The following is a 25,417-nucleotide window of genomic DNA, read 5'->3' on the forward strand; positions in this document are numbered from 1 at the left end:
GTAACCTCGGACGCGGCCCGAACGAACAATGCACAGTCAGCCACCGGGAGAGTCTGTGATGCCGATCCGCCCTGCCTATCTTGCCGCCCTCAGTCTGGCCGTGCTCGGCGTTGCCGGTGGCACCCTGTCCGCTGCAAGACCGGACGTGCCTGCGAATTTCCCCGAGCCACCGGCGCGCAAGGCCATTCCCGCAGGCAATCAGGTTGCCGTTCTGGCCGGCGGATGCTTCTGGGGCATGGAGGGTGTGTTTGAACACGTGAAGGGCGTGCAGTCGGTGGTGTCCGGATATGCAGGCGGTGCCAAAGCCGATGCGACCTACAGCAAGGTCTCGACGGAAACCACGGGTCACGCAGAGGCGGTACGGATCGTCTATGACCCTGCGAAAGTCAGCTATGGCACGTTGCTGAAGATCTACTTCTCGATCGCGCACGATCCGACGCAGGTGAACCGCCAGTTCCCGGACACTGGCCCCAGCTACCGCTCGGCCATTTTCCCGCAGACGGCCGAACAGCGCCGGATCGCCATTGGCTACATCGCGGCACTCGACAAGGCGGATGTTTTCAGCAAGCCCATAGCCACCAAACTGGAAGCAGGGTCATTCTTCCCGGCCGAAGCCTATCACCAGGATTTCATGCGCAAGAACCCCAACAACAGCTACACCAGCCGCTACGACAAGCCGAAGATCGCCGCGCTGAAGAAGCGCTATCCAGCGCTGTTCAAGGGTTAGAGCGCCAGCCCCGCAGCCCTTGCGCTGGCCCACGCCCACTGGAAGTTGTAACCACCCAGCCAGCCGGTGACGTCGACGGCCTCGCCGATGACGTAGAGGCCGGGCACCTTGCGCGCTTCCATCGTCTTGGACGAGAGGCCCGAAGTATCGATACCGCCGGCCGTCACTTCCGCCTTGGCGAAGCCTTCGGAGCCGTTCGGCACGAAAGGCCAGCGCGCCAGCTTTGCCTCGGCAGCACTGAGTGCCTTGTCGGACAGGTTGCCGAGTTCGCCTTCCAGGCCGAGCCGCTCGCACAGCGCTTCGGCGAGGCGATCGGGGAGGCCTTCGGAGAGCACCTTGCGCAGCCCTGCCTTGGGCCGCTCGCGCTTCGCCGCCTTGAGCCAGCCTTCCTCGCGACCGGGCAGGAACTGCGTGGTCACCGTATCCCCGCGCTGCCAGTAGCTGGAGACCTGCAGGATCGCCGGGCCCGATAGCCCGCGGTGGGTGAACAGCGTCGCCTCGCGGAAGGCCGCCTTCCCACACCGGGCGATCACTTCGGTGGAGACGCCCGACAGATCGCGGAACAGCGTATCGTCTGCGGGCAGCGTCAGCGGCACCAGCGCCGGGCGCGGCTGCACGACCTTAAGGCCGAACTGGCGCGCCAGATCATAAGCGAAGCCCGTGGCGCCCATTTTCGGGATGGAGGGGCCGCCCGTGGCGATGACCAGTGCGGGCGCCTGCACCGTTTGGTCTCCGAACGCGACACGATAGAGCCCGTCCGCGTGGTCCACACCGCGGATTGCCTCGCCGCACCGGAGATCCACGCCGCCCTTCGCGCACTCCTCCAGCAACATGGCAACGATCTGCTTTGCACTTTCATCGCAGAACAGCTGGCCCAGCGTCTTTTCGTGCCAGGCGATGCCATAGCTTTCGACCAGCGCGAGAAAATCTGCCGCAGTGTAACGGCTTAGCGCCGACTTGGCGAAATGCGGGTTCTGCGACAGGTAACGGTCAGGCGCGGTGTGCATATTGGTGAAATTGCACCGGCCGCCGCCGGAAATCAGGATCTTCTTGCCCGGCTGATCGGCATGATCGAGCAGCAGCACGCGGCGGCCTCTCTGCCCGGCCGTGGCGGCACAGAACAGCCCGGCAGCACCGGCGCCGAGCACGATGGCGTCGTAAGCTTCGTTCACGCGGGAACCAGTTCCAGCGCGAGCGCCTCGGCGACACGGATGCCGTCGACCGCCGCCGACAGGATGCCGCCCGCGTAACCCGCGCCCTCGCCAGCCGGGTAGAGCCCTCGTGTATTGAGGCTCTGGAAGTCCCGGCAACGGGTGAAGCGTACCGGTGAGGAAGTGCGCGTCTCCACCCCGGTCATCACAACGTCCGGGTGATCGTAGCCCGGCACCTGACGGCCGAACACCGGCAGCGCCTCACGGATGGATTCGATCACGAAATCGGGCAGGCACTGCTTCAGGTCGGTCAGGTGCACGCCGGGCTGGTAGCTGGGCGTCACATCGCCGAACGCGCTGGACGGCTTGTCAGCGAGGAAATCGCCGAGCTTCTGGCCCGGCGCCTTGTAGTTCGAACCACCCGCCTCGTAGGCCAGCTCCTCGAACTTGCGCTGCAGGGCAATGCCCGCGAGCGGATGGCCGGGAAAGTCGCGCTCGGGTGTGATGTCCACCACGAGGCCGGAGTTGGCATTGAACTCGGCGCGCGAATACTGGCTCATGCCGTTGGTGACGACGCGCCCTTCCTCGCTGGTGGCCGCAACCACGCGCCCGCCCGGGCACATGCAGAACGAATAGACCACGCGGCCATTGCTGCACTTGTGACTGATCGAATAGGCCGCAGCGCCCAGGATCTTGTTGCCCGCATTGGGGCCATAGCGCGCCTTGTCGATCCAGCTTTGCGGGTGCTCGATGCGCACACCGATGGCGAACGGCTTGGCCTCGACATGCACGCCGCGGTCATGAAGCACCTCGAACGTGTCGCGCGCCGAGTGGCCGACGGCCAAGATCACATGGCTGGCGGGCAGGAACTCGCCGGTCGAGAGGTGCAGGCCCTTGATGCGGCGCTCGCCGTCCGCTTCCTCGATATCGAAATCGTCGACGCGGGTGCCGAAGCGGTATTCGCCGCCCAGCTTCTCGATCGTCTCGCGCATCGACATCACCATGGTGACAAGGCGGAACGTGCCGATATGCGGATGAGCTTCGGTCAGGATGTCGTCCGGCGCACCGGCCTTGACGAACTCGGTCAGCACCTTGCGGCCAAGGTGGTGCGGGTCCTTGATGCGGCTGTAGAGCTTGCCGTCGGAAAACGTGCCCGCCCCGCCTTCGCCGAACTGCACGTTGCTTTCCGGATTGAGCACCGAGCGGCGCCACAGGCCCCAGGTATCCTTTGTGCGCTCGCGCACGGCCTTGCCGCGCTCGACGATGATCGGCTTGAAGCCCATCTGAGCCAGCACTAGCGCGGCCAGCAACCCGCAGGGCCCGGCACCGATCACCACCGGGCGCGAGCCATCGTAGTCTTCCGGCGCGCGGGTGACGAATTTGTAGGATGTATCCGGTGTAGGCCGCACGTGCTGATCACCGGCGAAACGGGCCAGCACCGCCGCCTCATCGCGAACAATGACGTCAAGCGAGTAGATCAGCTTGATCGCCGTCTTGCGCCGCGCGTCATTTCCGCGCCGGACCACCGTGAAGCGTTCGAGATCGCCGGGGGCCAGTTCCAGCCGCTCGCACACCGCGCGTTCGAGATCGGCGGGAGCGTGGTCCAGCGGCAGGGCAAGGTCGGTCAGGCGAAGCATCGCGCGCCTTTAGCGGGGAACGGCGAGAAGCGCCATTGCCTTGCAGTGCGCCCCTTCGTCATTCCCGCGCAGGCGGCGAACTCGCGCGCAAGGCCGGACGGCTCACTGTATATCGTCATTGCGAGGCCCGCAGCGACGCGAAGCAATCCAGAGCGCCGGGCACCGCCCTGGATTGCTTCGCGTCGCTCGCAATGACGAACGCGAGGGGGATGGCCGGATACAATCCGGCTTGCCGCCATGATGAACCGCAGCCCAGGATTCCAGCCTACGCGGGAATGACGAAGGTGTAAGACCCTCAGAACGCTTCGGTTTCCATCTCCATCATCGAGGCCTTGCCCGACTTGATCGCGAGAAACGCAGCGGTCGCCTGCGGCAGGATGCGGTCGAAGAAGAAGCGCGCCGTCGTGAGCTTCGCCTTGTAGAAACCGGCTTCCTCCGTGCCTTCGGCCAGCTTGCCCTGCGCGATCAGCGCGGCCTTGGCGAAGCAGTAGCCCATCGCGACAAGGCCTATGAGGCGCAGGTAATCAGTCGCGGCCGCGGCGGCTTCCTCGGGATCGGCCATGCCGTTCTGGGCAATGGTCGCGGTCGAGAGCTGCAGCGCGCCGAAGGCCTTTTCCAGCGCCTCGAACATCTTGCCGAGGTTTGCGTCTTCCTTGTGTGCTGCGATGAATTCGGAGACGGGGTGGAAGAACGAACGCAGGTTGCGGCCCATGTGCGCGGGCAGCTTGCGGCCGACGAGGTCGAGCGCCTGAATGCCGTTGGTGCCTTCGTAGATCATCGCAATGCGCGCATCGCGGGCGTACTGCTCAACGCCGCTTTCGGCGATGTAGCCGTGGCCACCGTAGCACTGCACCGAGAGGTTCGCAGATTCGAAGCCGAGATCGGTGAACAGCGCCTTCACCACCGGCGTCATCAGCGCGATGAAATCCTCGGCGCGTTGCTTCACTTCGGGATCGGTCGAAAACTTCTCGGCATCGAGCGCGCGGCTGACCCAGCCCGAAATCGCGCGGCAGCCTTCGTTGTAGGCGCGCATCGTCATCAGCATGCGGCGCACATCGGGATGGACGATGATCGGGTCCGCCGGGCCCGCCGGGTTCTTCACGCCTGACAGCGAGCGGCCCTGAAGGCGTTCCTTCGCGTACCACACGGCCGACTGATAGGCCGCCTCGCCCACGCCGAGGCCCTGCACGCCGACCGAGACGCGCTCGGTGTTCATCATCTTGAACATGGCCTCCATGCCCTTGTTCGGCGTGCCGACCAGCCAGCCGGTCGATTCGTCGAAATTGAGCTGGCAGGTCGCCGAGGCCTTGAGGCCCATCTTGTGCTCGATCGCGGCGACCGAAACGCCGTTGGCCGGGCCCGGCGTGCCGTCGTCCTTGGGCAGGTACTTGGGCACGAGGAACAGGCTGATGCCCTTCACCCCTTCCGGCGCATCGGGAAGCCGCGCGAGGACGAGGTGGATGATGTTCTCGGTGAGATCATGTTCGCCCGCCGAAATGAAGATTTTCGCGCCGCTGATCTTGCAGGAGCCATCCCCTTGCGGCACCGCCTTGGTGCGCAGCATGCCGAGGTCGGTGCCGCAATGCGGCTCGGTGAGGCACATCGTTCCAGACCATTCGCCCGAAACCATCTTCGGCAGGTAGAACTGCTTCAGCTCGTCGCTGGCATAGCCCTCGATCGCGGTGGTGCCGCCGTGGGTCAGGCCGGGATAGAGGCTGAACGAGAGGTTTGCCGAGCAGATCATCTCCTCGGTCATCTTGTTCACCTGCTCGGGCAGGCCCTGCCCGCCCCATTCGGGATCGCTGGCCAGCGCGCACCAGCCGCCTTCGCGGAACAGGTCGTAGGCTTCCTTGAAGCCCTTGGGCGTGCGCACTACGCCGTTTTCGAGCGTGCACCCCTCGATGTCGCCGCTGCGGTTCAAGGGCAGCAGCACTTCCTGCGCCACCTTGGCCGCTTCTTCCAGAATGGCATCGACGAGGTCGGGGGTGAACTCCTCCAGCGCCTCGAGATTGCCGAAGCCGTCGTCGGTGTGAAGCTCGTGGAGCACGAACTTCATGTCGCGCAAGGGTGCTTCATAGACCTGCATTTCTCACTCTCCTCGCGGGCGCCATCTGCCCTACATCTTCGTCATTGCGAACCCGAAGGGTGAAGCAATCCAGGGCGGTTTGCACCGGCTCTGGATTGCCGCGGGGCTTCGCCCCTCGCAATGACGATGATCAGGGTTCGATTACACTTGAGCCCGTATTCCTTTTCCAATCAGTTCCGCAGCGGCTTGCCGGTTTCGAGCATGTGCTCGACCCGGGCGATGGAGCGCGGTTCGCGCACCAGCCGCATGAACGTCTCGCGTTCCAGCTTCAGCAGTTCCTGCTCGGTGACCACATCGACCACGTCGGCATCGCCGCCGCTGAGCACCGTGGCCAGCGCGTCGGAAACAACCATGTCGTAATCGGTCGCCTTGCCCTGCTTGTGGAAGCCTTCCGCTGCCATGCCCATGGCCACGCGGCCACTGGGGCCGGGCAGCCTGAACTCGGGTGCTTCGGGCGGGGCGTAGCCGTCTACCAGCGAGAGCGCCTTCTGCTTGGCATCGTAGAGCAGGCGGTCGCGGTTCATGGTGATCCCGTCCTCAGGGCGCAGGAACAGCATTTCCTTGGCCTGCGCCGCCGACTTTGAGACCGTGGCGGTCGAGACGGTCTCGAACACCTTGGCCACGGCAGGCATCGGCCCGCGCGGCATCATCTTCACCTTGCGGGCGCGATCAAGCATTTCGCCATTGCCGCCCCAGCCCGGGATCAGGCCGACACCGCATTCGACAAGACCGGTGTAAAGCTCGGCATGGGCCTGGATGGCATCGCAGTGGAGCAGGATCTCGCACCCGCCGCCCACGGCCAAGCCCGCAGGCGCGCTGACCACCGGGAACGGCGCATACTTCAGCCCCTTGTAGGCCATCTGGCCGCCCGCCACGAGCTTCTCGATCTCACCCCAGGCGGCAATGTTGAGGCCGAACAAGGCAAGGCCAAGGTTCGCCCCGGCCGAGAAACTGTCGGCATCGGTATAGACCACCAGCGCCTTGTACTGCGCGGCCACCATCGGGATGGCCTGCACGATCAGCTTCATCACCTCGCCGTCGAGCGCGTTCATCTTGCCGGTGAATTCGAGGCAGACGACATCGTCACCCACGTCCCAGAGCGCCGCCGAGGCGTTCTTCAGGAGGGGCTTGGAAGCCAGCTTGATGTCGGCCAGCCGCATCACGCCTTCGGGGCGCACCACATCGTGGTATTCACCGTCGAGGCCGAGGAACTGGCGCTGGCCGTTCTCGATGCGGTAGAAGGTGCGGTCTCCCGCCACCTTCAGCATCTCAGGCACCGGCTTGCCTTCGGCTTCGAGACGCCCGGCCAGGTACTGCGCGCCAAGCTTGTCGATCATCTCGAACGGCCCGGCCTTCCAGTTGTAGCCAAGCTTCATCGCATCATCGATGGCCACCACGTCGGACGCAGCAGACGGCACCAGCGAAGCTGCATAGGCCAGCGTGCCGCCCAGGATGGCCCAAGCATAGGCGCCGATATCACCCTTGCTTTCGGCGAGCGCCTTGAGGTCACCCTTGGCAGCGGAGCCGCGCGGGCCGAGCGGCTTGATCGCCGGACGGTATTCGCCGCTCGCCAGATCGATGGCTTCCTTGCGGCGGCCCGCTTCCTTGTTGAGGCGGTAGAACCCGCCCTTGCCCTTGCGGCCGGTATAGCCATCGGCAATCATCTTGCCGATCAGCGGATGATCAATCGCGATCGCGTGATAGGAATCGTCCTTGGGCAAGGTCGACGTCAGGCTCGCCTGCAAGTGCGGCATCAGGTCGATGCCGACCAGATCGACAAGACCGAAAATGCCGGTCTTGGGCACACCCATCGGCGCCCCGGCAATGGCATCGGCCAGTTCGACACTGAGGCCCATGTCGAACGCCGCATTGAGGCCGAGCTGGATCCAGTACGTGCCGATGCGGTTGGCGATGAAGCCCGGGGTGTCCTTGGCATGGACCACCGTCTTGCCCATCGCGACATCGGCGAACCGTTCGACCTTCGCCGCCACGCCCGCATCCGTATCGGGACCGGTGACGATCTCCAGCAGCCGCATGTAGCGCGGCGGGTTGAAGAAGTGGGTGATCAGGAAATCGCGCTTGAAGGCGTCAGAACGCCCCTCGACAAGATTTGCCAGCGGGATCGTCGAGGTGTTCGACGAGACGGCAGTGCCGTCCTTCTTGAGCGCTTCCAGCTTGGCGTAGAGGCCCTGCTTGATGTCGAGCCGCTCGATCACCGCCTCGATCACCCAGTCGCATTCGGCGACCTTGTCGAGATGATCCTCGATATTGCCCGTCTCGACCAGCTTCGCGGCGGACGTGCTCATGAACGGGGCCGGATCGGTCTTGAGCATCTTCGCCACGGCGCCTTCGGCGATCGCGTTGCGATTGGTGGCGTCCCTGGGAACGATGTCGAGCAGCAGCACCGGCACCCCGGCATTGGCGACCTGCGCGGCGATCCCGGCACCCATGGTGCCGGCGCCGATCACGCAGACTTTCTTGATCGGCTGGCTCATTCTGCCGCCTCCAGAATCGTCGCGATGCCCTGCCCGCCGCCGATGCACTGGCTGGCGAGCGCGTACTTGCCGCCTTCACGCTTGAGCAGCGCAGCCGCCTTGCCGACGATGCGCGCACCGGTAGCGCCGAGCGGGTGGCCGATGGCGATCGCGCCGCCGTCGATGTTGGTCCTGGCCGGGTCGAGGCCCAGATCCTTGATGCAGGCCAGCGCCTGCGAAGCGAAGGCCTCGTTCAGTTCCACGACATCGAGATCGGCAGCCGTGATGCCCGCGCGCGCCATCGCCTTCTGGCTGGAGAGGATCGGGCCGAGGCCCATCGTCTCGGGCGCACAGCCGCTGATGCTCACCGCCTTGATGCGGGCGAGGATCGGCAGGTTGTTCCTGCGGGCATAGTCCTCGGTGGTGACAAGAACCGCGCTGGCGCCATCTGTCAGCGGCGAGGACGTGCCTGCGGTCACAGTGCCATTGGCATCAAAGGCGGGCTTGAGCCCTGCAAGGTCTTCGGCGGTCGTGCCGGGACGGATCGCACCGTCGTCGCTCACCATGCCGCCCTTGGTCTGGATGGGCACGATCTCGTCGGCGAACTTGCCCGCCTTGCGCGCGGCGGCGGCGCGCTTCTGGCTTTCCACCGCCATGGCTTCCTGCTCGGCGCGGCTGATCTGGTACTTGTTCGCGACGTTCTCCGCCGTCTCACCCATGCTCATGTACACGGCGGACTTCTTGGCCAGCTCCGGATTCGGCATCGGGTTGAAGCCCATCATCGGCACCCGGCTCATCGATTCGACGCCCGCGCAGATGAACGCCTCGCCCGCACCCAGAGCAATCTGGCCCATGGCATAGTGGATCGCGCTCATCGACGAGCCGCAGAAGCGGTTGACCGTCATCCCGCCCACCGAAATCGGCAGGTCTGCCAAGAGGCCGATCAGACGCGCGACATTAAGGCCCTGCTCCCCCTCGGGGAACGCACAGCCGACAATCAGGTCCTCGACCTCCGCGGAATTCACGCCGGTCTTGCCGATCAGCCCCCGAATCACCTGCGCAGCCAAGTCATCGGGACGGACCCGCGCCAGGGCGCCCTTGCTGGCAAGATGAAACGGGGAACGGGCGTGGCCCGCAATCACGACGCTTTGCATGCATTCTCTCCATCGACTGACGCGACGCGCGCCACTCTAGCGCCAGAACGGCGCCATTCTCAATTCTTCCCTATAGGTGCAATTCTTTCCCTATACGTCAAGCAAATTTTGGGTTAGGCATGCCGCATCGCCCCCCGGGTCCGGATGCGTCATCACGAGCGCATTGGCCGGGAAAAACAGGGGCATAGGTGAGAGGAACGGAAGGTCGCACATGAGGTTTTGGAAACACGCGGCAGTGGCGCTGCTTGCCACCGCTGCCTTTGGAAATCCGGCATTTGCCGACAGCCCCGACTCTGTTCTGGGCAAGTGGCAGACGCCGGTGCGGCACGGCGTGGTCGAGATCGCCCGGTGCGGCGAATCGGTCTGCGGCCGCCTGCTCGAATCGGACGGCATTCGCGCCGACGCGGACCTGCGCGACGTGAACAACAAGGACGCCGCCAAGCGCACCCGCAAGGTGAAAGGGCTGGCCATGCTTGGCGGCTTCGCCCGCGATGACGGAAAGTGGGCGGGGGGCTGGATCTACAACGCCGAGGACGGCGGCACCTACAAGGCCACGATCACCCCTGCCGGCCCGAACGCCCTGAAGCTCAAGGGCTGCATCGTCTGGCCACTCTGCAAGACACAAAACTGGACCCGATTGCCGTGACCGCGCGTTGCGCAACCAAGAATGACACTGGGAGATACCTGAAATGAAATCTGTCTACGCCCGCATCCTCCTTTCCGGCGCGGCCTCCGCCGCTGCCTTCAGCATCGCGGGAACTGCCCACGCGCAAGCCTTCTATCTGCAGGAACAATCCGTCCGCGCGCAGGGCCGCGCGTTTTCCGGTGAAGCGGCCGATACCGGCGTCGATTCGATCTGGTGGAACCCGGCCGCGATCGGCGGCATGGAAGGCGGCGAAGCCTCGATCCATGCCAGCGCCATCCTGCCGCGCGGCAAGGTCTCCGATCAGGGCACGGTCATCGTCCGTCCGGGCCAGGCCGCGGCATCTGTCGGCGGCAATCCGGTGGAAAAGAACCCGATCAGCAACGGCCTGCTGCCCTCCGGCGCCGTGGCCTACGGCTTCGGAAAAGTGGCATTCGGCCTTGCCGTGAGCGCACCCTACGCCTTCGAAACCGACTACGCTGCAGACAGCTGGGCGCGCTACACTGCGGACAAGACCAAGCTGCGCACGATCGACATTCAGCCGGCCGTCGCGGTCCAGCTGGCGCCGGGTCTCAATCTGGGCGCCGGGCTCAATATCGAGCACGCAGACGCCACGCTGAGCAATTACCTGCCCAATCTCTCGCCGCTGCTGGCCGATGGCCACCAGACGCTTTCGGGCAAGGGCTGGGACCTGGGCTGGTCGGCGGGCATGCAGTACCACACCGGCCCGGTCTCGTTCGGCCTGTCCTACAAGTCGAGCGTCAAGCACACGCTCAAGGGCTCGGTAGTGACTGAAGGCCTGCTGGGCCCGCTGGCTGCATCGAACGGCACGGTCAACACCCATGCCCACTTCGCCACGCCGTGGATGGCGATCGGCAGCGTCAGGTTCAAGGCGAACAATGAGCTCACGCTCAACGCGCAGGTTGTCCGTTATGGCTGGGCTAAATTCGATTCCATCCGCCTTGGCGATCCGCTAAACGTAGCGATTCCTGAGAACTATAAGAACAGCTGGAGTTACTCGGTGGGAGCCGATTATGCCGTAGACCCCAAGTGGACCGTGCGTGGCGGCGTTCAGTACGGTGGCACCCCGACGCGCAATGACGAACGTGACGCGCGCGTGCCGGATTCGAACCGCTGGAATTTCTCCGCCGGCACCAGCTATGCGGCCACCAGCCACATCACGGTCGATGCCGCGGCTTCGTACATTTCCTTCAAGGACGCTTCGATCGACCGCACCACCGCCGCCTATGCGGGCACGGCGGTGCAGACACCGATCCTGGTCGACGGCACGCTCACGGACGCATCCGCGCTGGTCTTTTCCCTCGGCGCGCGGGTGACGTTCTGATGAGCGGCGCGGCGTCGATCGGCGGCCATGATCGCCCGGCAGTTCCCTCCTCTCACGAGCCGGAAGAAATGCCGCCGATCGCGCCGCGCCTGCTCACCGACCTGCTCGACCATGCCGTGGAATTCCATGGCGAATGGCCGGCGGTCGACTTCATGGGCCGCAAGTGGACCTATGCCGAGATCGGCGATCTGGCGCGCAAGGCCGCGCGCGGGTTGCAGGATCTGGGCGTCACCAAGGGCACCCGCGTCGGACTGTGCCTGCCGAACACGCCCTATTACGTGGTCTGCTACTTCGCGATCCTGCGCATCGGCGCAGTCGTGGTGAACTTCAACCCGCTCTACACCGAACGCGAGATGGCGCATCTGGTGGAGGATTCGGGCGCCGAAGTGATCATCACCACTGATCTTGCGCTGTCGCTGCCCAAGATCGAGCCATTGGTGGGCAAGGATACGCTCAAGCGCGTGATCGTATGCCCCTTCGCCGATGCCTTGCCTTCGATGAAGCGGCGGGCGTTCCTGCTGTTCAAGCGGCGTGACGTCGTCCACGAGCCGCACGACCTGCGATATGTCCGATTCATGGACCTGATCGCACGCGATGCCGATCCCGAACCCGTCATCCGCGATCCGCACGATCTGGCCGTGCTGCAATATACCGGCGGCACTACCGGCGTGCCCAAGGGCGCCATGCTCAGCCACGCGAACCTGGCCGCGAACAGCGCGCAGATGATCGCCCATGTCGGCCACATGCCCGATCATCAGGAGCGCACGCTCGGCGTGTTGCCACTGTTCCATGTCTTCGCACTGACGACGGTGCTCAACTATTCGGTCGATACCGCGGCCGAGATGATCCTGCTGCCGCGCTTCGAGATGAAATCCTTCCTCGCCACCGCGAAGCGCACCAGGCCGACCCAGTTCTTCGGCGTCCCAACGCTCTACACCGCGCTCAACAAGGAGCACCTGCACGGCGAATTCGACAGCGTGCGCGTGTGCATTTCGGGCGGCGCCCCGATGCCGCTGGAAGTGCGCAAGGTGTTCGAGCAGAAGACCGGCGTGAATGTGGTCGAGGGCTATGGCCTGTCCGAAGCCAGCCCGATCATAGCCTGCAATCCGATCGACGGGCTGGTGAAGGACAACTCCTGCGGCCCCGCCTTTCCCGGCACCGCTCTCGAGATCCGCGATCCGGACGAGCCCAACCGCGTGTGCAAGACCGGCGAGAAAGGCGAAGTCTGCGCGCGCGGCCCGCAAGTCATGAAAGGCTACTGGAACCGGCCGGAGGCGACGGACAATACCTTCATCTACGGCGCGCTGCGCACCGGGGACATTGGCTATCTCGACGAAGACGGCTATCTCTTCCTTGTCGACAGGATCAAGGACATGATCCTGTGCGGGGGCTACAACGTCTATCCAAGGGTCATAGAGGAGGCTCTCTACGAGCATCCGATGGTGGCCGAGGCGGCAGTGATCGGCGTGCCGGACGCCTATCGCGGCCAGTCCCCGAAAGCGTTCGTGGTGCTGCACCAGGGGGACATACTGGATGAAGATACATTGAAAGCCTTCCTCAGCGAACGCCTGAACAAGATCGAGATGCCGGGGGCGATCGAATTCCGTACCAGCCTGCCCAAGACCATGGTCGGCAAGCTCTCCAAAAAGGACCTCGCCGAAGAGGAAGCGGCGCGCCGGGCGGCAGGCTCATGAGCCCCGCCAGCGCTGCCACCGCGGCAGAAAATCTGGAGATGCTGGGCATCCAGGAGGCGGCGAACCTGCTCGGTGTCACCATGCGGACCTTGCGCTTCTACGAGGACAAGGGGCTGATCGCCCCGCAGCGCGCGGGCACGACACGGATCTATTCCCGGCGCGAGATCGGCCGGATGCAGCTGATCCTGCGCGGCAAGCGGCTGGGCTTCAGCATCCGCGAGATCAAGGAGTTCCTCGACCTCTACGATGTCGATCCAGAGCACAACGAGCAGGTGCGCCAGCTGATCGCCAAGGTCGGTGAGCGCATCGGTGATTTGCGCAAGCAGCAGAAGGCGATCGAACAGACGCTGGGCGAACTGCTCTCGATCGAGCAGCAGGCGCGCGAGTGGCTGCAGGGCCAGAATAGCGGCGCGGATACGGTGATCGGCAAGAGCGGTGTCTGAAACGCTGGAGAGCGCAGTATCGAAACTGCGCGGCCTGCTCACCATCGAGGAACTCGATACCGATCTCTATCGCGGCGTGTCCCCGCCCAGTGGGCCGGGCCGCGTTTACGGCGGACAAGTGGTGGCTCAGGCGCTGGCCGCTGCCGCCCGGTCGATACCCGAAGACAAGCAGGCGCATTCGCTGCACTCCTATTTCCTGCGCCCGGGAGATTCCTCTCGGCCGATCATCTACCGCGTACTGCGCGATTTCGACGGCCGCAGCTTCGCCAACCGCCGGGTCGTGGCCATGCAGGACGGACGGCCGATCCTGAACCTTGCCGCCTCGTTCCACCTTTCCGAGCACGGCTACGCCCATGCCGCCCCGATGCCCGGTGTTATGCCACCCGAGGCTTGCCCCGAGCTTGCCGGTGCGCTCGCTGCCTCGGGTCAGCCGATCCCGTCCGCCATTCTGGAATGCCTCGCCGCGTACGATGTACGCCCCGGCCCTCGCGCGCCTGCCGGCCGGGACGGCGCAGGAATTCCGGAGCAGTACCTGTGGTTCCGCCTCGCCTGCCCGATGGAAGCTGATGCGGCGCTGGCGCGCGTGGTGCTCGCTTATGCCAGCGACTTCGCCCTGATCACGACCGCAGTGCTGCCGCACCCGGTCGTGTTTTTCTCGTCCCAGCTGCAAACTGCCAGCCTCGACCACACCATATGGTTCCACGCGACACCGCCAGTCGACGACTGGCTGCTCTATGTGATGGACAGTCCCTGGTCCGGCCATGCCCGCGGCTTTGCGCGCGGATCGATCTTCGACCGCACGGGCGCGCTGGTCGCCAGCGTCGCGCAGGAAGGACTGTGCCGTCCGGCGGGCGGCGCGAAAGCCTGACTTCGCCGCGCATTTTCGCGCTGCGACATTGACATTGCCGCAGCCCGCGACATCATCGCCCGCAGCCGTTCGATAGCGACGACGCGGACAACCGCGCGCACCCCCACCCTTCCGGTCCACGCTTTCCGCGGAGTACTTACCCCTATGAAGACCATGGCCTTTCGCCTGCTGGCCAGTGCTGCCCTGCTCCTCCCGCTTCAGGCTGCCCATGCCGCCAGTGACGGTTCGGGAGAACCGGCGTCCCCCGAAGTCGTCGCGCTGCAGCGGGACATGATCACGCTCGATACCCACCTCGACACGCCGGAAACGGTGGACCGGCCCGATGGCTGGTCGATCATGGACTGGCACGACGTGCGCAGCGACTACAGCCAGGTCGACCTGCCGCGCATGAAGGCAGGCGAGTTCGATGGCGGCTTCTGGGCGATCTATACGCCGCAGGGGCCGCTCGATGCCGAGCACTACGCCAAGGTTCGCGATTTCGCGGTGATGCGCGGCATGTCGATCCGGCTGATGGTCGCCTCGTACCCCGACCAGTTCGAGCTCGCGCTCAAGGCCGATGACGCCGCGCGCATCAATGCAGAGGGCAAGCGCATCGTCTACATGAGCATCGAGAATGCCTATCCGCTGGGCATGGACGTCTCGATGCTCAAGCTGTTCTACAAGATGGGCGTCCGCGAGACCGGCTTCGCCCATTTCCGCAACAACCAGTTCGCCGACAGTTCGACCGATCCCGATGGACCGAAGTGGCACGGCCTCAGTCCGCTGGGTCTGGAACTGCTGGCCGAGGCCAACAAGCTGGGCATGATCATCGACGGCTCGCATTCGAGCGACGAGGTGCTGGACCAGCTGATTGCCAAATCGACGACGCCGGTGGTGCTTTCGCACTCTGGCTGCAAGGCGATCTATGACAACCCGCGCAATGTCGATGACAACCGCTTGCGCGCATTGGCGGCGAAGGGCGGGGTCATCCAGATCAATAGCTATGGCGGCTATCTGCGCGCCCGGAAGCCCAACCCCGAGCGCGCTGCGGCCGCAAAGGCACTGTCCGCCGAAATGGGAGACGAGGCGAACATGACGGCGGAGCAGTATTCCGCCATGCTTGCCAAGCGGCGCGAGATCGACGCGAAATATCCCGAAACGGACAAGCCCACCTTCGACGACTTCATGAAGCACCTGCTCCATGCGCTACAAGTCGTTGGCCCCGATCATGTCGGCATCGGCATGGACTGGGACGGCGGCGGTGGCGTGGTCGGCCTCGAGGACGTGAGCGGGCTGCCCAAGATCACCGCCGCGCTGCTCAAGGCAGGCTACAGCAAGGATGACGTAGCCAAGATCTGGGGCGGCAATGTGCTGCGCGTCCTGCGGCAGGTCGAGGCGGCCGCCGATCCCAAGGCGGCTGAATAGGGAGTTGAAGGCCGCCCGGGCCGGAACGCGCGGGCCGCCTCTTGGGCCGGACATCTTGATCCGGTCACAAAGAGCCCGCACACTGCCAAGCAGATATGACCGCATCTCCCTCCCAGCCGGAATATCGTGGCCTCTCGCCGGCAGAGGCCGCTGAACGTCTCGCGGCCGACGGGCCGAACGAGCTCTCCAGCGGCAAGCAGCGTTCGATTTTCGGCATCATCGGGGGGGTTCTGCGCGAACCGATGCTGATGTTCCTGGTGGCGGCGGGGATCATCTACCTGCTCCTCGGCGAACCGAGCGACGCGCTGATCCTGCTCGCCTTTGCCGGGCTGACCGTGGTGATCGCGGTGGTGCAGGAAGCGCGTACAGAAAGGGCCATCGACGCGCTGCGCGACCTTTCGGTGCCGCATGCCATGGTGATCCGCAATGGCCAGCGCCAGACGATCCGCTCGCAGGACGTGGTGCGCGGCGACCTGCTGGTGGTGAGCGAAGGCGGGCGCGTGGCCGCCGATGGCTGGCTCGTGCAGGCCGACACCCTGCAAGCCGACGAGGCGATCCTGACGGGCGAATCCGTCGCAGTGACCAAGGCCCATCTGTCTGGCGAGGAACCAGCCGAACCGCCCCTGCCCGGTGGCGACGGCGTGCCCTATGCCTATTCGGGCACGCTGATAGTACGCGGCACCGGCCTCATTCGCGTTGCCGCGACGGGACCGCGAACACGCATAGGCGCGATCGGACAGTCGCTTGCGACGCTGACCGACGAAACCCCGCGCCTGACGCTGCAAACCCGCAGCCTCGTGCGCTGGTTCGCGGTGGGCGGCATCGGCGTCAGTGTGCTCGCCATCCTGCTCTATGGCTTCCTGCGCGGCAGCTGGCTCGACGCGCTGCTCTCGGGCGTCGCGCTCGCCATGTCGATGCTGCCCGAGGAACTGCCGGTCGTCCTCACGCTGTTCATGACAATGGGCGCACTGCGCATGTCGCGCTCGCGCGTGCTGGCCCGGCGCGGCACCGCGATCGAGACGCTGGGCGCAGCCACCGTGCTGTGCACCGACAAGACCGGCACGCTGACCCAGAACCGCATGGTCGTCGAGGAACTGCGGCTGCCGGATGGCGCCGCGTTCCGCTCGGCAGATGACGGCGTCGTGTTTCCCGAGGAATTCCTGGATCTGGCGCGCGCCGGCATCCTTGCCTGCCCCGAAGACCCGTTCGATCCCATGGAAAAGGCCTTCCACGAGTTGGACGCCGCCTTTCCGGGAGCCGCGCTCAAGGACCGGCAGGACGACGGCTGGACCCTGCACCGCCACTATCCACTGGATACCGACCTTCTCGCCATGTCCCACGTCTGGTCCAGCCAGGGCGAGGACGGAAAGATGGTCGCCGCGAAGGGCGCGCCCGAAGCCATCGCCAGCCTGTGCCATCTCGACGAAGCCGCAAGGCAGGAAATGGACGCCTCCGTTGCGGAGATGGCCTCGCGAGGGTTGCGCGTGCTCGGTGTCGCCCGCTCCTGCTGGGAAAACGGGACACTGCCCGACAACCAGCACGACTTCGACTTCACGTTCGCAGGCCTTGTCGGCCTGGCCGATCCTATCCGGGAAACGGTGCCCGAAGCCGTGCGCACACTGCAGAGCGCGGGCCTCAGGGTGGTGATGATCACCGGCGATTATCCCGCCACTGCCCGCGCCATCGCCGAAAAGGCCGGGATCGCCCCGGGCGAGACGATGAGCGGCGAGGACATCTCCCGGCTGAGCGACGAAGAGCTGGCCTCGCGCATCCATGCCGTCTCCGTCTTTGCGCGCGTCATGCCCGAGCAGAAGCTACGGATCGTCACCGCGCTCAAGGCAGCTGGCGAAGTGGTCGCCATGACCGGAGACGGGGTGAACGACGCGCCCTCGCTCAAGGCCGCGCATATCGGCGTCGCCATGGGCCAACGCGGCACCGATGTGGCGCGCGAGGCCTCTGCGATCGTGCTGCTCGACGACGATTTCCAGTCGATCGCCACCGCCGTGCGCCTTGGCCGCCGGATCTACGACAATATCCGCAAGGCCACCGAGTTCATCTTCGCGGTGCACATCCCGATCGGCGGGCTGGCGCTGACACCACTGCTCACCGGCTGGCCGATCATCCTGGGGCCGATCCATATCGCGCTGCTCGAGCTGGTGATCGACCCGATGTGCTCGCTCGCCTTCGAGGCCGAGCCCGAAGAGCCCGACATCATGGACCGCCCGCCGCGCGCGCCGGACAGCCCGCTGGTCTCGCGCGTGCTGCTGGGATGGTCGGCACTGCAGGGCATCGTCGCCCTCATCGGCCTGATCGCACTGGCAGGCTGGGCGCAGTTCACCAGCATGGACGACGCGCATTTCCGTTCGACCTGCTTTGCCGGGCTGATCTGCGCGGTGCTGGTGCTGATCATCGTGAACCGCTCGTTCCGCTCCGGGATCAGCATGCACCGTTCGGGGCACAACCTGACTTTCGCGGTGATCATGGCCTGCATCACGGTGATCTATGCGCTGCTGTTTCTGGTGCAGCCGGTGGCGGACCTCTTCCACTTCGCCGTGCTGAAAGGTGACGGAATTGCCGAAGTGGCGGCGATGACAGTGGTGATGGCGGTGATCCTGACGCTGGCAAAGCGGCGGTTCGCTAAGGCTATCGTGGGGTAGATGGCATGAATTTGGACTCCGGGCTTACGCTGCGTTAGACTGCTCTCGGAAACATTCCGGCTCCGTCCGGTCTGCAACAGGCAAATACTGCACCCCGCAAATCACAATGCCTGCAAGTTGGGGGAAGTCGAATGGCATTCGGAAAGACCGCGGCAATTTGCGCGTCCCTTTTTCTGTTCTGTCTGCCCGCAGGCGCGGCCGCCCAGGACGCGGCCGAGTCGGCGATCCTGCTTGGCGGAACGGGCGCAGGACAGGCAGGGGCGCAGCGCTCTCTGGGTTCAGCCATTGCCGGGAGCTTCGGTAACGCAGCCAGTACCGTGAGGTCGAGTTCAAGCCAGACCCAGGCTTCAGTCAGGCATGGTCATCAGAAAAGTCATGCGCCAATCAGTGTTTTGGGACGTGGCGACCCGCTCGAAGGCACAAATGTCCCAACTCACCACTTGAAAAACGGTGTTTCCATCAGAGTAAGCGGGGGACTGACGCCTCCCCCACAGGCCACCTGCACCAGCAATTGCCCGGATGAATAGAGGCTGCAGGCGGGGACGCAGGGCTGAACGGTCAAACCGCGGCCGGCGCCCGCTCAATGCCCGTGCAGGTAGATCGCATAGGAACTGAGCATGTACACTATCAACAGCGCCAGCCCGATCCAGCTGATCAGGCCGAAGAACCGGTTGCCCGGCCGGTAGAGCAGCGCAACGATCAGGATTCCGCCCATGATCGATCCGGCTATGGCAGTCACGGCATGCGCGGGCGAGACATCCACGAACAGCGAGCCACCGCGATAGGCCACGTCGTCGATGCCGATGACGAGGATGGCAAAGAGGTTGCTGCCCAGCAGGTTGCCGATGGCCATGTCGGCGGAACTGAGCCGCAAGGCAGTGATCGTCACCACCAGTTCGGGAATGGACGTCGCCGCCGCCACGAACAGGGTGCCGACGAACGAGGTCTTCCAGTGCATCGCCTCCGCCACGGCGAGGCCCGCAAAGGGCAGCCACGCCCCCGCAGCGCCGACCACGAGAGCGGCGAGGCAATAGCGTCCGACGGCGCGGCCGAGCGTCTGGCCGTCGATCACTTCAGCGGCCTGCGGCGCGGTTTCGCGCGGGCGCTGCTCGTAGTGGAAGGCCGCTCGCACGGCGATGAAGTAGAGCAGCATCAGCATTGGCGCATAGAGACTGACGTGGCCGATCCGGAAATCGAACCCTTCGCGCACCACGAGGATCAGCGCGCCGACGAAGCCGATCAGGATCACCCCGAAGCCCGCCGTCAGGATATGCCCCTGATCGACACGGCGCCACACCGGCTCATCGCGTGAAAGCGCATCGAGCACGACCAGCATGACAAGGTTGAACAGGCAGCTGCCCAACGCATCGCCGATCGCGATATTGGGCGCGTCGGCCAGTGCCACCGCGCTGATCCCGGTGTAGAGTTCCGGCAGCGAGGTCGCCGTGGCCAGCAGGATCAGCCCCACCCAGCCGCGCGACATGCCGGTCAGCCGGGCAATCATCTCAGCATTGCGGGTCAGCGCCGGTCCGGCAAAGCCGATCACGACGACGCAGACGAGGAACTGGAACCAGGCGAGAAACATAGGCAGCGCCTAGCCTACCCGACCCTGCATGCAAATCCCAGCGGACTTCGGACAGGAAAGGAACGGACCGCTTGCGGCCGGTCCGGATGCCGGTAACATCGCCGCAAAGGCCTCTGGCCGGAAAGAAAAGAGGTGGCAGGTGCGCATCGGATTTCTGGCAAAGCTCGCAGTGATCGCAACGGTTCTGACAGGCACTATGGCATCGGCGGATGACAACTGGACTTTGGTGATCCACGGCGGAGCCGGGGTCATCAAGCGCGAAAAGATGACGCCCGAGCGCGACGCTGCCGTGCGTGCAGCCTTGCACGAGGCGCTCGATGCGGGCAGCGCAGTGCTCGACAAGGGCGGAACGGCGCTGGATGCGGTCGAAGCCGCCATCCGCGTACTGGAGGACAATCCCAACTTCAACGCCGGACGCGGCGCGGTGTTCACTGCGGACGGGAAGAACGAACTCGATTCCTCTATCATGGATGGCGCCACGCGCCAGGCAGGCGCGGCCGCCGGCGTGACCATGACCCGCCACCCGATCAGCCTTGCCCGCGCGGTGATGGAAAAGAGCCCGCACGTGATGCTGGCCGGGGAAGGTGCGGACAGGTTCTCCAGCGACAACGGCCTCGAACAAGTCGATCCCTCGTGGTTCCGCACCGAGGAGCGCTGGCAGCAGTTACAGGCGTTCAAGGCGAAGCATCAGGCCGAGGGCGATTTCGAGCGCAGCGAGAAATACGGCACCGTCGGCGCTGTCGCGCGCGACAGCCACGGCAACCTGGCGGCGGGCACCTCAACCGGAGGCCTCACCGGCAAGCTCTACGGCCGCGTCGGCGACAGCCCGATCATCGGCGCTGGAACCTACGCCGACAACCGTGCCTGCGCTGTCTCGGCCACGGGCGCGGGCGAATACTACATCCGCGAAGGCGTCGCGCACGAGATCTGCGCGCGCATGCGGTTCCTTGGCGAAGGACCGCAGGCCGCAGCCGACAAGGTGCAGGAAGAAACGCTGGCACTGGGCGGCGATGGCGGCGTGATCGTGGTTTCCGCCGACGGCACTCCGGCCTTCTCGTTCAACACGCCCGGCATGTATCGCGGCGTGGCCCGCAAGGGCGCCGAGGCCAGGGTGGCCATTTACGGCGATGAGTGAGCGCACTGCCGGAAGGCGCGGCTGATGTGGGTTCTGGCCGGAATCGTGGTGATCGCGGCAGGCTTCATGCTGCGCTTCAATCCGCTGCTGGTGGTCGTCGCCTCGGCGCTGGTGACGGGGCTGGCGGCGGGGCTTGATCCCGGCACCGTGCTTTCGGCCTTCGGCAAGGCGTTCAACGACAACCGCTACATCACGATCATCTACATCGTCCTGCCGGTAATCGGCATCCTCGAACGCCACGGCCTGCAGGAGCGCGCACGCGACCTGATCGGGCGAATCCGGGGCGCGACGCTGGGACGGCTGTTGCTGGTCTACCTGCTGTTCCGGCAGGTCACCGCTGCGTTAGGCCTCACCTCGATCGCGGGCCCGGCGCAGACCGTGCGCCCGCTGATCGCGCCGATGGCCGAAGCCGCCGCCGAAACGCAGGCTCCGGGCGAGAGCGACCCCGAGCAGGCGAAGGCGCTCGCCGCCGCGACCGACAATGTCGGCCTGTTCTTCGGCGAGGACATCTTCATCGCCATCGGTTCGATCCTGCTGATGAAAGGCGTGCTGGAAGCTGACGGGATCGACCTGCCGCCACTGGCGCTGTCGGCCTGGGCGATCCCGACCGCCATCGCCGCCTTCGCAATCCACGGCACCCGTCTGCTGCTCGCCGACCGGCAGCTCAGGCGCAAGGCGCGCAAGCCTTGATCGGGCTGGGCTTTCTCTACCTCGTCGCGGGCGTCACCTTCGCGGCGTTCGCCGTACTGAGCGTGGCCGGGCGGCCCCGGCATCCCGGCAATGCCTTGTTCTACGCGCTTATCGCGGTCAGCTTCCTGCTGGGTGACAGGCTGGGTGATCTGGGCAACGGCGTGCTGGTGCTGGCGATCGTGCTGGTGGCGACGCTGGGCCGCATGGGATCACGCGAGAGGCCGCAGGAGCCCGTCGCGCCGCGCGGCTCCATGCTGTTCGTCCCAGCGCTGGTTATCCCGGTGACGGCACTGGCAGGCACGCTGCTGTTTTCAGAATTGCCCGGACTGGTCGATCCCAAACAGGCCACGCTGGTATCGCTGACGCTCGGCGTGATCCTGGCTCTGGCCATCTGCTACCTCTGGCTGCGCCCTGCCCCTGCCGAGCCGTTCCGGCAAGGCACGCGGCTGATGGACCATATCGGCTGGGCCGCGATCCTGCCGCAGATGCTGGCTAGCCTTGGCGCGGTCTTCGCGCTGGCAGGCATGGGCGGCGTGGTCGGTTCGCTGATCGGGCACGTCATTCCCGAAGGCAGCGTGCTGGGCGCGGTCACGGTCTATTGCTTCGGCATGGCGCTGTTCACCGTCATCATGGGCAATGCCTTCGCGGCCTTCCCGGTGATGCTGACGGCGATCGGCCTGCCACTGCTGATCCACACTTATGGCGGCGCACCTGCCCGCGTTGCCGCGATCGGGATGCTCGCGGGTTTCTGCGGCACGCTGATGACGCCGATGGCGGCCAACTTCAATCTCGTGCCTGCCGCCCTGCTCGAACTGCGCGACCGCTACGGTGTGATCCGCGCCCAGATCCCGACCGCGATTCCCTTGCTGATCTTCAATATCGTGCTGCTTTACTGGGTGATCTAGGCCGTAAACTCCTAAATGGCACCATCGAGGTTTGAGGCAAAATGGCTCAGCGCAAGGAGAGAAGGCACAGGAATATGCCGATATTTCCAGACTTTTCGACGCCTCGATGGCGCCATTTAGGAGTTTACGGCCTAATGCCTGCCCTCGATCCCGAAACCGCCGCCCGCTTTGCTGCCCTCACTCTCAGCCATCTGGGGCAGGAATACCCGCACAAGCTGGACCATGTGCTGGACGGCGATGCGGACGCCCTGCCCCCGCGCGTGCTGCATCCGATCTTCCATGGCAGCTTCGACTGGCACAGCTGCGTCCACGGCTGGTGGCAGGTGCTCACGCTGGCGCGGCTCTATCCGGACTTGCCCGAGGCCGCTGCCGTGCGCGCCCGCGCCGATGCCATGCTGACGCCGGAGCTGGTCGCCGCGGAATGCGCCTATCTCGACCGCCCGTCGTCTGCAGGGTTCGAGCGCCCTTACGGCTGGGGCTGGCTGCTGGCCCTGCATGGCGAGGCGATGCGCCACGTTGCCCCCTGGGGCCCTGCGCTGACGCCTCTCGCCGAAGCCTTCGCGCAGCGCTTCCGCACGTTCCTGCCCAAGCAGACTTACCCCATCCGTACCGGCACGCACTTCAACAGCGCCTTCGCACTCGCCCTCGCCCATGAATGGGCCGTGCAGTACGATCGCGCGCTGGCCACGCAGATCGCTGAAACCGCGCTCGGCTGGTTCGGCGCGGACCGTGGCTGTCAGGCGTGGGAGCCGGGCGGCGACGAGTTTCTCTCCTCCGCGCTCACCGAAGCCATGCTGATGAGCCGCCTGCTCGACAGTGCGGCCTTCACCGCATGGTTCGAGGCTTTCCTGCCCGATGCAGCACAGGGCCTGCCCGCCACGCTCTTCACCCCCGCGACCGTCTCGGACCGCAGCGACGGCAAGATCGCGCACCTCGACGGCCTCAACCTCAGCCGCGCATGGTGCTGGCGCGAAATCGCGGTTGCGCTTGGCGAAGCCCATCCCGTAGCGGCCCCGGCGCGCGCGGCGGCGGAGCGGCACATCGCTGCCAGCCTGCCGCACATCGCCGACGACTACATGGGCACCCACTGGCTCGCGAGCTTCGCCCTGCTGGCCTTGCTCTGACCTGTCAGGGAAAGATCAGCGCGCCTCGCCATCCGTGCGCCGGATGAAAGCGGCCACCTTGTCGTGCAGTTCATGCAGCGAAGGCAGGTGCGCGTAGACCATGTGCCCGGACTGATAGTAGCTATACTCGACATTGGCCTGCAGGTCCGCCGGAACGGGCAGGTGCCGCATCTCGAACACGCCTTCGAAATAGGGTGTCGAGACGTCGAAGTAGCCGCCGTTCACCATCACTTTCATGGTCGGGTTGTTCTTCATCGCCACGGCCAGATCGGGCAGCACGTTGGGCAGCGCGATCAGCGGCTTGCCCGCGCCGGGAGGCTGGTGCCGGTAGTCCCAGCTGCCATAGACGTCGATGTCAGGCTTGAATTCCTTACCCTCGCCATAATGCAGCGTGCTGCGCACATACTGGTTGAATGCAGCGATATAGGCCCCGCCGATCGCCGAGCCTTGCGGATCGTATTGCGCCACCTTGCTCAGCGGGTCCAGCGTCGCGCCTGTAAAGCGCGTGTCGAGCGTGCCGGTGGTCAGCCCCCGGTCCGCCAGCAGTTCCTTCTGGAAGGCGCCGTACTCGATCCGCAGGTTGGTCTTGAGCAGATAGTTCACCGGCAGCCCGGTGAACGCCGCCATCTTCGCGGCAATGCGCTGGCGTTCGGCCTCCGGCAGGGCATTGCCCTGCATCAGCGCCTGCGCATAGTCGCCGGTCGCAAAGCCTTCGACCTGCTTGAGCAGGGTTCCGAGATCATCGGGCCGCTCGGCCAGCTTGTGATGATACCAGGCCGTCGCCGCATAAGTCGGCAGCGCGACGATATAGGGCAGGTCCACCGAGGGATTGACCTGCGGGTCGTCGGGCATGAGGTCCCAGTTGAGGATGTCCGACAGCAGGATCACGCCATTGAGGTCGACCGACTGGTTCTGCAGCGCCAGCGCCAGCCCTGCCCCGCGCATTGTGCCGTAGCTTTCACCGAACAGGTACTTGGGCGAGTTCCAGCGGTTATACTTCGACAGAAACTGGCCGATAAACTGCGCGAAGGCATCGATGTCCTGATCGACGCCGTAGAAGGCCTTGTCCTTGTCCGGCCCGGCGATGCGGCTGAAGCCGGTGCCCGGCGCATCGATGAACACCAGATCGCTGGCATCGAGCAAGCTCGCATCGTTGTTGACCATGCCATAGGGCGCCGGAGGCGTATGGCTGTTGTCCGCCGTCTGGACGCGTACCGGCCCGAAAGCGCCCATATGCAGCCACACGGTCGAGGAACCCGGCCCGCCGTTGAACAGGAACGTGACCGGACGGCTGGCAGAAGGCGCACCGTCCTTGAAATAGGCGGTGTAGAACATCGAGGCCTCGGCCTTGCCCTTGGGCGCATCGTCATCGCCCGAGGTCTTGGCATCGAGCGCGTCGGTGTCCTCCCAGCCCTTGGCGTGGACCACCAGCGTCCCGGCGATGGCGTGAAAGCCAATGCGCGAACCGCCCACCGTGACCGAGCCTGCCGACTGGACCGACTCAGACTGGAACAGCGCCGTAGGGCCATCGTCCGGCGCCTCCGCTGCTATGGCCACCGCTGGCACGCAGGCGAGAGCGACGGCAAGAACGGGGAGCGGTCCGAAGCGCATGCACGTTTTCCTTGAAAGTCAGGCGGCTGCCGGATGGCAGCGCCAGTCAGAGAAGCTTAGTGCGTGATCTTGTGATCGCAAGGC

19 protein-coding genes are annotated in these 25,417 nt (G+C 65.2%); 12 read left to right on the plus strand and 7 right to left on the minus strand.

The window, feature by feature from the left end; translation table 11 throughout:
• Positions 1-58 precede the first annotated feature (58 nt).
• The gene (gene msrA / locus MTR64_RS10775; protein ID WP_243993660.1) at positions 59-727 is read left to right on the plus strand and encodes a peptide-methionine (S)-S-oxide reductase MsrA; all 669 of its coding nucleotides are present in this window, start codon (positions 59-61) and stop codon (positions 725-727) included.
• Here the strand turns inward: msrA and MTR64_RS10780 are convergent.
• The 5 genes from MTR64_RS10780 to MTR64_RS10800 form a co-directional block, all read right to left on the minus strand.
• Positions 724-1,899: an NAD(P)/FAD-dependent oxidoreductase gene (locus tag MTR64_RS10780; protein WP_243993662.1), complete on the minus strand. Its 1,176-nt coding sequence runs from the start codon at positions 1,897-1,899 to the stop codon at positions 724-726. The two genes, msrA and MTR64_RS10780, sit on opposite strands and share 4 nt — an antisense overlap.
• Positions 1,896-3,515, minus strand: coding sequence for an NAD(P)/FAD-dependent oxidoreductase (locus MTR64_RS10785; protein ID WP_243993664.1), 1,620 nt, complete (start codon positions 3,513-3,515; stop codon positions 1,896-1,898). The genes MTR64_RS10780 and MTR64_RS10785 overlap by 4 nt, the downstream gene beginning before the upstream one ends.
• A gap of 295 nt (positions 3,516-3,810) precedes the next feature.
• Positions 3,811-5,601, minus strand: coding sequence for an acyl-CoA dehydrogenase C-terminal domain-containing protein (locus MTR64_RS10790; protein ID WP_243993665.1), 1,791 nt, complete (start codon positions 5,599-5,601; stop codon positions 3,811-3,813).
• Between the two features lie 170 nt (positions 5,602-5,771).
• Positions 5,772-8,096: a 3-hydroxyacyl-CoA dehydrogenase/enoyl-CoA hydratase family protein gene (locus tag MTR64_RS10795; protein WP_243993666.1), complete on the minus strand. Its 2,325-nt coding sequence runs from the start codon at positions 8,094-8,096 to the stop codon at positions 5,772-5,774.
• Positions 8,093-9,229, minus strand: a complete 1,137-nt coding sequence (locus MTR64_RS10800) for a thiolase family protein (protein ID WP_243993667.1) — start codon at positions 9,227-9,229, stop codon at positions 8,093-8,095. Before MTR64_RS10800 ends, MTR64_RS10795 begins: the two co-directional genes overlap by 4 nt.
• 211 nt (positions 9,230-9,440) lie before the next feature.
• Between MTR64_RS10800 and MTR64_RS10805 the strand changes: the two genes are divergently transcribed.
• From MTR64_RS10805 to MTR64_RS10835, 7 genes are all read left to right on the plus strand, one after another.
• Entirely contained in the window at positions 9,441-9,875 is a 435-nt protein-coding gene (locus MTR64_RS10805; protein ID WP_243993668.1) for a DUF2147 domain-containing protein, read from the plus strand.
• A gap of 43 nt (positions 9,876-9,918) precedes the next feature.
• Positions 9,919-11,217 (plus strand): OmpP1/FadL family transporter, encoded by a 1,299-nt coding sequence (locus MTR64_RS10810; RefSeq protein WP_243993669.1) that lies wholly within the window; start codon positions 9,919-9,921, stop codon positions 11,215-11,217.
• Positions 11,217-12,911: a long-chain-fatty-acid--CoA ligase gene (locus MTR64_RS10815; protein WP_243993670.1), complete on the plus strand. Its 1,695-nt coding sequence runs from the start codon at positions 11,217-11,219 to the stop codon at positions 12,909-12,911. Before MTR64_RS10810 ends, MTR64_RS10815 begins: the two co-directional genes overlap by 1 nt.
• A complete protein-coding gene (locus MTR64_RS10820) occupies positions 12,908-13,354 on the plus strand; it encodes a MerR family transcriptional regulator (protein WP_243993671.1) in 447 nt (148 codons plus the stop codon). Before MTR64_RS10815 ends, MTR64_RS10820 begins: the two co-directional genes overlap by 4 nt.
• Positions 13,347-14,222 carry an acyl-CoA thioesterase gene (locus MTR64_RS10825; RefSeq protein ID WP_243993672.1) on the plus strand — a complete coding sequence of 292 codons (876 nt, stop codon included), beginning with the start codon at positions 13,347-13,349 and terminating at the stop codon, positions 14,220-14,222. The genes MTR64_RS10820 and MTR64_RS10825 overlap by 8 nt, the downstream gene beginning before the upstream one ends.
• Before the next feature lie 144 nt (positions 14,223-14,366).
• A complete protein-coding gene (locus tag MTR64_RS10830) occupies positions 14,367-15,626 on the plus strand; it encodes a dipeptidase (RefSeq protein ID WP_419144937.1) in 1,260 nt (419 codons plus the stop codon).
• 95 nt (positions 15,627-15,721) lie between these two features.
• Positions 15,722-18,283 carry a cation-translocating P-type ATPase gene (locus tag MTR64_RS10835; RefSeq protein ID WP_243993673.1) on the plus strand — a complete coding sequence of 854 codons (2,562 nt, stop codon included), beginning with the start codon at positions 15,722-15,724 and terminating at the stop codon, positions 18,281-18,283.
• 580 nt (positions 18,284-18,863) lie between these two features.
• On the opposite strand, the gene MTR64_RS10840 is transcribed toward MTR64_RS10835, so the two are convergent.
• Positions 18,864-19,868, minus strand: a complete 1,005-nt coding sequence (locus tag MTR64_RS10840) for a sodium:calcium antiporter (RefSeq protein WP_243993674.1) — start codon at positions 19,866-19,868, stop codon at positions 18,864-18,866.
• A 196-nt stretch (positions 19,869-20,064) separates the two neighbouring features.
• Here MTR64_RS10840 and MTR64_RS10845 point away from each other — a divergent pair, with 196 nt between their 5' ends.
• The 4 genes from MTR64_RS10845 to MTR64_RS10860 all read left to right on the plus strand — a co-directional run bounded on the left by MTR64_RS10845 (position 20,065) and on the right by MTR64_RS10860 (position 23,722).
• Positions 20,065-21,003 carry an isoaspartyl peptidase/L-asparaginase family protein gene (locus MTR64_RS10845; RefSeq protein ID WP_243993705.1) on the plus strand — a complete coding sequence of 313 codons (939 nt, stop codon included), beginning with the start codon at positions 20,065-20,067 and terminating at the stop codon, positions 21,001-21,003.
• A gap of 24 nt (positions 21,004-21,027) precedes the next feature.
• Entirely contained in the window at positions 21,028-21,693 is a 666-nt protein-coding gene (locus MTR64_RS10850) for a DUF969 domain-containing protein (protein WP_243993675.1), read from the plus strand.
• A complete protein-coding gene (locus tag MTR64_RS10855; RefSeq protein WP_243993676.1) occupies positions 21,690-22,598 on the plus strand; it encodes a DUF979 domain-containing protein in 909 nt (302 codons plus the stop codon). Before MTR64_RS10850 ends, MTR64_RS10855 begins: the two co-directional genes overlap by 4 nt.
• 134 nt (positions 22,599-22,732) lie before the next feature.
• Positions 22,733-23,722: a DUF2891 domain-containing protein gene (locus MTR64_RS10860; RefSeq protein ID WP_243993677.1), complete on the plus strand. Its 990-nt coding sequence runs from the start codon at positions 22,733-22,735 to the stop codon at positions 23,720-23,722.
• 15 nt (positions 23,723-23,737) lie between these two features.
• On the opposite strand, the gene MTR64_RS10865 is transcribed toward MTR64_RS10860, so the two are convergent.
• Positions 23,738-25,333, minus strand: coding sequence for a S10 family peptidase (locus tag MTR64_RS10865; RefSeq protein ID WP_243993678.1), 1,596 nt, complete (start codon positions 25,331-25,333; stop codon positions 23,738-23,740).
• Positions 25,334-25,417 lie beyond the last annotated feature (84 nt).

This window comes from Novosphingobium album (ex Hu et al. 2023) (assembly GCF_022832385.1).
Classification (GTDB): Bacteria; Pseudomonadota; Alphaproteobacteria; order Sphingomonadales; family Sphingomonadaceae; genus Novosphingobium; species Novosphingobium album.

Coding starts and splice junctions, on each gene's coding strand:
- msrA (WP_243993660.1), top strand. CDS start 59: ATGCCGATCCGCCCTGCCTATCTTGCCGCCCTCAGTCTGGCCGTGCTC.
- MTR64_RS10785 (WP_243993664.1), bottom strand. CDS start 3,515: ATGCTTCGCCTGACCGACCTTGCCCTGCCGCTGGACCACGCTCCCGCC.
- MTR64_RS10790 (WP_243993665.1), bottom strand. CDS start 5,601: ATGCAGGTCTATGAAGCACCCTTGCGCGACATGAAGTTCGTGCTCCAC.
- MTR64_RS10795 (WP_243993666.1), bottom strand. CDS start 8,096: ATGAGCCAGCCGATCAAGAAAGTCTGCGTGATCGGCGCCGGCACCATG.
- MTR64_RS10800 (WP_243993667.1), bottom strand. CDS start 9,229: ATGCAAAGCGTCGTGATTGCGGGCCACGCCCGTTCCCCGTTTCATCTT.
- MTR64_RS10805 (WP_243993668.1), top strand. CDS start 9,441: ATGAGGTTTTGGAAACACGCGGCAGTGGCGCTGCTTGCCACCGCTGCC.
- MTR64_RS10810 (WP_243993669.1), top strand. CDS start 9,919: ATGAAATCTGTCTACGCCCGCATCCTCCTTTCCGGCGCGGCCTCCGCC.
- MTR64_RS10815 (WP_243993670.1), top strand. CDS start 11,217: ATGAGCGGCGCGGCGTCGATCGGCGGCCATGATCGCCCGGCAGTTCCC.
- MTR64_RS10820 (WP_243993671.1), top strand. CDS start 12,908: ATGAGCCCCGCCAGCGCTGCCACCGCGGCAGAAAATCTGGAGATGCTG.
- MTR64_RS10830 (WP_419144937.1), top strand. CDS start 14,367: ATGAAGACCATGGCCTTTCGCCTGCTGGCCAGTGCTGCCCTGCTCCTC.
- MTR64_RS10835 (WP_243993673.1), top strand. CDS start 15,722: ATGACCGCATCTCCCTCCCAGCCGGAATATCGTGGCCTCTCGCCGGCA.
- MTR64_RS10840 (WP_243993674.1), bottom strand. CDS start 19,868: ATGTTTCTCGCCTGGTTCCAGTTCCTCGTCTGCGTCGTCGTGATCGGC.
- MTR64_RS10845 (WP_243993705.1), top strand. CDS start 20,065: ATGGCATCGGCGGATGACAACTGGACTTTGGTGATCCACGGCGGAGCC.
- MTR64_RS10850 (WP_243993675.1), top strand. CDS start 21,028: ATGTGGGTTCTGGCCGGAATCGTGGTGATCGCGGCAGGCTTCATGCTG.
- MTR64_RS10860 (WP_243993677.1), top strand. CDS start 22,733: ATGCCTGCCCTCGATCCCGAAACCGCCGCCCGCTTTGCTGCCCTCACT.
- MTR64_RS10865 (WP_243993678.1), bottom strand. CDS start 25,333: ATGCGCTTCGGACCGCTCCCCGTTCTTGCCGTCGCTCTCGCCTGCGTG.